This window comes from Mesorhizobium sp. M7A.F.Ca.US.005.03.2.1 (assembly GCF_003997795.1).
Classification (GTDB): Bacteria; Pseudomonadota; Alphaproteobacteria; order Rhizobiales; family Rhizobiaceae; genus Mesorhizobium; species Mesorhizobium ciceri.
Genome location: NZ_RZRP01000336.1, coordinates 1 through 6,344, shown reverse-complemented (window position 1 = coordinate 6,344; position 6,344 = coordinate 1). Strand labels below are relative to the sequence as shown.

At 61.4% G+C, this 6,344-nt stretch carries 7 protein-coding genes and 1 pseudogene; 3 read left to right on the top strand and 5 right to left on the bottom strand.

All coding sequences use genetic code 11. The features are described from left to right. Both EN991_RS40990 and EN991_RS39925 read right to left on the bottom strand, forming a co-directional pair. Positions 1 to 143 (bottom strand): annotated as a pseudogene (locus EN991_RS40990) (heat-shock protein); the annotation flags it as partial. Positions 144 to 171: 28 nt separating this feature from the next. Then, positions 172 to 450: a hypothetical protein gene (locus tag EN991_RS39925; protein WP_164753782.1), complete on the bottom strand. Its 279-nt coding sequence runs from the start codon at positions 448 to 450 to the stop codon at positions 172 to 174. Between EN991_RS39925 and EN991_RS19135 the strand changes: the two genes are divergently transcribed. The 3 genes from EN991_RS19135 to EN991_RS19125 all read left to right on the top strand — a co-directional run bounded on the left by EN991_RS19135 (position 368) and on the right by EN991_RS19125 (position 2,148). After that, positions 368 to 799, top strand: a complete 432-nt coding sequence (locus EN991_RS19135) for a cupin domain-containing protein (protein WP_024503833.1) — start codon at positions 368 to 370, stop codon at positions 797 to 799. The genes EN991_RS39925 and EN991_RS19135 overlap by 83 nt on opposite strands. A gap of 84 nt (positions 800 to 883) precedes the next feature. Then, the gene (locus EN991_RS19130; protein WP_063172331.1) at positions 884 to 1,654 is read left to right on the top strand and encodes a copper homeostasis protein CutC; all 771 of its coding nucleotides are present in this window, start codon (positions 884 to 886) and stop codon (positions 1,652 to 1,654) included. After that, positions 1,651 to 2,148, top strand: a complete 498-nt coding sequence (locus EN991_RS19125) for a GNAT family N-acetyltransferase (protein WP_127369315.1) — start codon at positions 1,651 to 1,653, stop codon at positions 2,146 to 2,148. The genes EN991_RS19130 and EN991_RS19125 overlap by 4 nt, the downstream gene beginning before the upstream one ends. A gap of 259 nt (positions 2,149 to 2,407) precedes the next feature. Here EN991_RS19125 and EN991_RS19115 read toward each other — a convergent pair whose 3' ends face one another. From EN991_RS19115 to EN991_RS19105, 3 genes are all read right to left on the bottom strand, one after another. Further along, the gene (locus EN991_RS19115; protein ID WP_013531269.1) at positions 2,408 to 3,787 is read right to left on the bottom strand and encodes an OFA family MFS transporter; all 1,380 of its coding nucleotides are present in this window, start codon (positions 3,785 to 3,787) and stop codon (positions 2,408 to 2,410) included. A gap of 247 nt (positions 3,788 to 4,034) precedes the next feature. Further along, on the bottom strand, positions 4,035 to 5,057 hold the full coding sequence (locus tag EN991_RS19110) for an acyltransferase (RefSeq protein WP_013531268.1): 1,023 nt from the start codon (positions 5,055 to 5,057) through the stop codon (positions 4,035 to 4,037). 406 nt (positions 5,058 to 5,463) lie between these two features. Further along, positions 5,464 to 6,261, bottom strand: coding sequence for a xanthine dehydrogenase family protein subunit M (locus tag EN991_RS19105; RefSeq protein ID WP_127369313.1), 798 nt, complete (start codon positions 6,259 to 6,261; stop codon positions 5,464 to 5,466). Positions 6,262 to 6,344: the final 83 nt, after the last annotated feature.

Below are 6,344 nucleotides of genomic sequence, written 5' to 3'. Positions count from 1 at the left end.
ATCGTAATGCGATAGTCGTTCTCGCCGGTCTTCTCGATATTGTAGGGAGGCCAGTCGGAGCGTACGCTTTTTTCGAGCATATCGAAGAGACGGTCGAAGCCGACCGTTGTGCGGTAAAGAGGGGTATAATCAGAGCTTCTCATAGCCATATCCTCCGTGAAGCAACATGGATTACGAGGCTGTCGCAGCGTCGCTGCGACGCCAGTATGTCGAGCCGAAGCCTCGACGGAAAACGATCTGGTAATCGTGTTTTTTTCCTTCAAGAGGGGCGACAAAAATATTTTTGGCCGGCAGGCAGGTGCCCAAGGCGCTGCCTTGCGTGCTGGTGGCCACTGCGCGATGTTGACGCCAGGGGTGGATGCGAATCATGCGAAAAATTTTGATGTCAGGACTGCTGCTCGCGGCAGCCTTTTCCGCGAACCCGGCCCACGCGCTGGACAGCAGCGGCACGCCTGTCGTCGTGACCCCTCTTGCGTCGCGCACGACGACCGCGTCCGGCCAACCGATCACGCTGCCGCAGAAGAACGTGCAGGTGCTGGTCTCGACCTACGACATCGCGCCGGGCGCGACCTTGCCGGTCCACAGGCACCCTTTCCCGCGCTATGCCTATGTCCAGGCCGGCACGCTGAAGGTCACCAATGTCGAGACCGGCGACAGCAACACCTACAAGGCCGGCGATTTCATCATCGAAATGATCGGCCAGTGGCATCAGGCCACCAATATCGGTGATATCGAGGTGAAGCTTCTGGTGATCGATCAGGTCGAGCAAGGCGCCAAGAACACGGAATTGCGCCAATAACCGCGAAGTCCGTGCCCGGCGCGAAAGTCTGTTCGCGCTTTCGCAGCAACCGGCGCGGTGGTAGGGCTGGCCGGGAATCATGGAATGGATCGCCCCTTGACCAAAGCTCTCCGCCTGCCGCTGATCGAAATCTGTGTCGAAGGCATTGACGGCCTTCTCGCGGCGCAAGCCGCCGGCGCCGACCGGGTCGAACTGTGCGCCAGCCTCGTCGAAGGCGGGATTACGCCAAGCCTCGGCACGATCCGCGCCGCCATCGAGCAGGCAAACGTGCCGTTTCACGTCATGGTGCGGCCGCGCGGCGGCGATTTTCTCTACAGTGAGACCGAATATGCCTCGATGCTGGCAGATGTCTCGGCACTGCGCGAACTCGGCGTGCCCGGCGTGGTGTTTGGCTGCCTGAACGCCGATGGCACCATGGACGAGGCGCGCATGAGCGAACTGACGCAGGCCGCCGGCCCCTTGAACGTCACCTGCCATCGCGCCTTCGACATGACGCGCGAGCCGGCCGAGGCGCTCGAATCGCTGATCCGCAGCAAGGTCGGCCGCGTGCTGACCAGCGGCCAGCGTGACACTGCCATCGAAGGCTTGCCGCTGTTGGCGGATCTGGTGCGGCAGGCCGGCGACCGCATCGTCATCCTCGGCTGCGGCGGACTGGATTTGCACAACATTGCCGAAGTGCGCAGCAGAACCGGCCTGTCCGAAATGCATTTTGCCGCCCTCAAGGATGTGCCGAGTGCCATGGACTACCGCAATCCCCATGTCGGCATGGGTGGTTCCGATCTCGATCGCGAGTACCGCAACACGCTGACCGACACAGCGCTGGTGGCGGCAACGATCGCGGCAGCCAAGGCATGACCTCGAGCCCTGCCCCGATAGCCCGTGTATCGGCCCAAGACGAAGCGGCGATCCTGGCGCTCAACAACGAGCATGCCGCGGAACTGTCGTGGCTGGAGGCTGAGCGGCTGGCCTTCCTGCTTGGCGAAGCATTTTACACCAGGCGCATCGGCGATCTCGAAGCTTTCATCATGACCTTCGACCAGGACGCCCGCTACGACAGCCCGAATTTCCTGTGGTTCCGCGAGCGCCATGAGCGCTTCGTCTATGTCGACCGGGTCGTCGTGGCGGCGCACGCACGCGGCCGCGGCCACGCCCGCCGGCTCTATCAGGACCTGTTCGGCCATGTTGAGCGCGCTGGCCACACGCTGGTCACCTGCGAAGTCAACACCGCCCCGCCGAACCCCGCCTCGGATGCCTTTCACGCTGCGCTCGGCTTCGTCGAGGCCGGCGACGCCGTCATCCATGGCGGCAAGAAAGCGGTGCGCTATTACGCCAGGCAGATCAGCGCCTGACAGACCAGGCAGATCTGCGCACGAAGACGAGGACTACTGGAACAGGGCTGTCGCACTCACCAGCGTCATCCAGAACCCCCAGACCAACGGGATGCCGACCAGCAGCCAGGCCAGCGTGAGTCTGATCGAATTCTCGTTGTCTTGCGCCATGGTCGGTTTCCTCAGAGCTGATCCCGAAAGTGGATTCCGATTTTCGGAAAAGATCATGCTCAAACAATAAGATAGAGCCCATCCCGATTCTGTCGGGATGGAACTGACTCTAAGCCACCGCTGGTTCGGTCTTCATGTGGAAGCGCGCATTGACGGGCCGCATCATCAGGTTGAGCAGGAGGCCGACAACCAGCAGGCCGGCCATGATGTACATGGTGACCGTGTAGGCGTCGGCCTTCGCAACGCCGCTGTCGATCTGGTACTGCCGGATATAATTCACCAGCACCGGGCCAAGCACGCCCGCCACCGACCACGCGGTCAGCAATCGGCCATGGATGGCGCCGACGTAACGCACGCCGAAGACGTCGCGCAGGTAAGCGGGAATGGTGGCGAAGCCGCCGCCATACATGCTGAGGATGATCCCGTAGAACAGCACGAACAGGAAAACGCTGCCGGTCTGGCCGGTCCACGGCACCGCCGCATAGAGGACGACGCCCAGCGCGAAGAAGATGGCATAAGTTGTCTTGCGGCCGATATAATCGCTGGTCGAGGCCCAGAAGAAGCGGCCGAGCATGTTGAAGATCGACAGCAGGCCGACGAAGCCGGCGGCAGCGGCAGGCGTGATGCGTCCCGGAAACATCTCCTGGCTCATCGCCGAGGCCTGGCCGAGCACGCCGATCCCTGCCGTCACATTAAGGCACAGCACGCCCCACAGCAGCCAGAACTGCGGCGTCTTCAACGCATCGTCGAGATGGACATTGGACGTCGTCACCATCGCATTCTGTGCCGCCGGCGGCGTCCATCCGGCAGGCCTCCAGCCCTCCGGCGGCACCCTGACGATAACGGCGCCGATCAGCATGAAGACGAAATAGACGATGCCCAGCACCAGGAAGGTTTCGGCGACGCCGATGTGCTCAGGCGTCGAAAACAGCTTCATCAGATAAACCGACAGCGGCGAGGCGATGAAGGCGCCGCCGCCGAAGCCCATGATCGCCATGCCGGTTGCCATGCCCGGCCGGTCCGGAAACCAGGTGATCAGCGTCTTGACCGGCGAGATATAGCCGAGGCCGAGACCGATGCCGCCCAGCACGCCGTAGCCGAGATAGATGATCCACAATTGGTGCAGATAGACGCCGAGCGCCGAGACAATGAAGCCGCCGCCGAAACAACAGGCAGAAGCGACCATGGCTTTGCGCGGACCGACGCGATCCAGCCAGCCGCCGCCGAACGCCGCCGCAATGCCCAGGAACAGGATCGCGATCGAGAAAATCCAGCCGAGGCCGGTCAATTTCCAGTCGTCGGGCGCCGAGTCGGTGATGCCGATCAGCTTAGACATCGGCAAGTTGAAAACGCTGAACGCATAGGCCTGGCCGATGCAAAGGTGGATGCAGAGCGCCGCCGGCGGCACCATCCACCTGCTGAAGCCAGGCTCGGCGACGGTGCGTGAGCGGTCGAGCCAGCCGCCCGCCCTTTCCCCGGTCGTATCCATTCCATCCTCCCAGATGCGTCTTCGAACCATCTTCTCAGATGTGTCCTGCGAACAAACTAGGCGGGTAAGCCGGCGAGGCAATAAGGAATGCCTGCCATAAGACCAATGTCTAATGAGACTGGCCCAGATCGGAAAGCAGGTCATTGCTTTCCCGAAAGTTAGATTAGAAACAATTAATGGATCGTCTGCTTACGAAGCACGATCCCTCCACCTGCACTCACGATCATCTGGCCGGGCACGACGGCATTCACCAGTTGCGGTTGAGCCATTCGCGCGCCGGGCGCTCTATGAGGTAGTAGCTGCAGGCCGCGCAAGCGAAGACCGCGGCCAGCATCGGTATCGGCGCGCTGCCTTGCTCATAGACGAATTTGTAGAACGGCTGCTGCCATAAATAGAGCGAGTACGACCACAGCCCCAGCGTCGCCATCGGCCAGGACGACAGCAATCCGGAAAAATACCGTGGGCTGAAATCGAGTGCGTTGACGGCCAGAGCCAGCAGCGGCACCGCGAAGAGATAGTGCATCGGCGTCGGCACCCGATCCAGGAACAGGACAACGGCACAGACCGTTGCCACCAGGGCCACATGCTTGCCTCTCAAAAACGCCGGCAGCCTGCCGTCGGCCTTGAGCAGGCAGATCGAAGCCGACAGGAGGATCGACGCGATGTGCACATCCGTGCGCCAATAAGTGGTTTCGTAGTCCATCCCCAAGACCCAGTACGAAACCGCGCCATTGGCCATGGCCAGCAAGGCCAGCGCCAGGAGCAGCACGACCACGCGAGAGCGACTTGAGACGATGACGCTGATCAGCGCCAGGATGATGTAGGCGTGCTCCTCGATGCAGAGCGACCAGATATGGTCGAGCGCCCCTGCCCGAGCCACGAGAATGCCGGCATAATTGTAGGTGAATGTCAGCGCCGTCAGCGCGGCCTTCCATTTGAAGGCGAGGAACGTGCCGGAGAGCGCGATCATCGCGACGACTACGAAGACCAGAAGAGCCGGATAGATGCGGGAGAAGCGGCGTTTGAAGAATTTTTTCAGCGGGTAGCGTTCGATGAACAGGATCTCGCCCATCAGCCGGCCGCTGAGCACGAAGAAGAATTCGACGCCCAGCACGCCAAGATTGATTCCCGGAACCGGAAAGAAATGGCCGATCAGAACCAGCGCGATCGAAAGCCCGCGCCAGCCGTCGAGATAGGCCAGTCTTGTTCTGGTTGATCTGTCGGCGGCGGATCGGGACGGAACGACATGCGTCGCGGAAATGTCGGTCATGCCGATCCTCTCGCAATAGGTATGCGAAGGGTACGACGGTACATTTCGAACCCAGCTCGCATTCCCGCCCAGTCCATATTGCAGTGCAATATGAATTTGTGCAAGTGCGAGATTGCTGCCGGATCAGGTCCGGCCTCCGGCTCGGCGGGGATTTGCTTCAAGCAGTGCGGCAGCGATTCCATCAGCAACTGAACGGATGCAGGCCGCCGCACGAGAAAAGGGGCCACGGAGGCCCCCTTTCCTTGTCTGCGACCGATCGTATTAGAAACTGTTTCGAAACTCGCCCTGGCGAGTCATATGGTGGTGGTTTCGAGAACCGGAGCGGAGCGTACTTTTGGTACGTGAGCACCGGAAGCACAGAAAACGCCATCAGATGGCCGCCGGAGTAGAGTTTCCAAACAGTTTCTCAGGCGTTGGCTGCCGCAACCGCGCGCTTGGCCATCACCGCGATCAGATTGGCGCGATAATCGGCCGAGGCATGGATGTCGGTCATCAGATTCTTCGCCGGCACTTTCACACCTTCCAGTGCCGAGGCCGCGAAATTCTTGGCCAATGCTGCCTCGATCTCCTTCGAGCGGAAGACGCCGTCATCGCCGGCTCCAGTGACGGCGACGCTGACGCCATCCTTGCCCTTGGCAACGAACACGCCGACGATGGCGTAGCGCGATGCCGGATTGCGGAACTTTTCATAGGCCGCCTTGGCCGGCGCGGTGAAGGTGACGGCGGTGACGATCTCGCCTTCCTTCAACGAGGTCTCGAACAGACCCTTGAAGAACTTGTCGGCATCGATCTCGCGCTTGTTGGTGATAATGGTGGCGCCCAGCGCCAGCAGCGCCGCCGGATAATCGGCCGCCGGGTCGTTGTTGGCGATCGAGCCGCCGATCGTCCCCTTATGGCGCACCGCCGGATCGCCGATCAGTGACGCCAGATGGGCAAGCGCCGGACAGGCCTTCTTCAGCTTCTCGTCATTGGCAACGGCGTGATGCGTGGTGGCGGCGCCGATGGTGACGGTCTTGCCCGACACCTTGACGCCCTGCAGCTCCGCGATCCGCGACAGGTCGACAAGGTCGGACGGCGCGGCAAGCCGCGTCTTCATCGCCGGGATCAGCGTCATACCGCCCGAAAGCAGCTTGGCGTCGCCTGTCTTGACCAGCTTGGCAGCATCGGCGACCGAGGCGGCGCGGTGATAGTTGACTGCGTACATGGAATTCTCCCTTGGGTGAATGGGCGAATAGGGAGTAGCGAATAGCGAATAGGATCTATCCAGTCGCACCGCCTTCTCTTCCC

What these genes read in the sequence shown, in the direction of transcription:
- EN991_RS19125 (WP_127369315.1), top strand. Translation starts at nt 1,651, where the DNA reads ATGACCTCGAGCCCTGCCCCGATAGCCCGTGTATCGGCCCAAGACGAA.
- EN991_RS19105 (WP_127369313.1), bottom strand. Translation starts at nt 6,261, where the DNA reads ATGTACGCAGTCAACTATCACCGCGCCGCCTCGGTCGCCGATGCTGCC.
- EN991_RS19130 (WP_063172331.1), top strand. Translation starts at nt 884, where the DNA reads ATGGATCGCCCCTTGACCAAAGCTCTCCGCCTGCCGCTGATCGAAATC.
- EN991_RS19115 (WP_013531269.1), bottom strand. Translation starts at nt 3,787, where the DNA reads ATGGATACGACCGGGGAAAGGGCGGGCGGCTGGCTCGACCGCTCACGC.
- EN991_RS19110 (WP_013531268.1), bottom strand. Translation starts at nt 5,057, where the DNA reads ATGACCGACATTTCCGCGACGCATGTCGTTCCGTCCCGATCCGCCGCC.
- EN991_RS19135 (WP_024503833.1), top strand. Translation starts at nt 368, where the DNA reads ATGCGAAAAATTTTGATGTCAGGACTGCTGCTCGCGGCAGCCTTTTCC.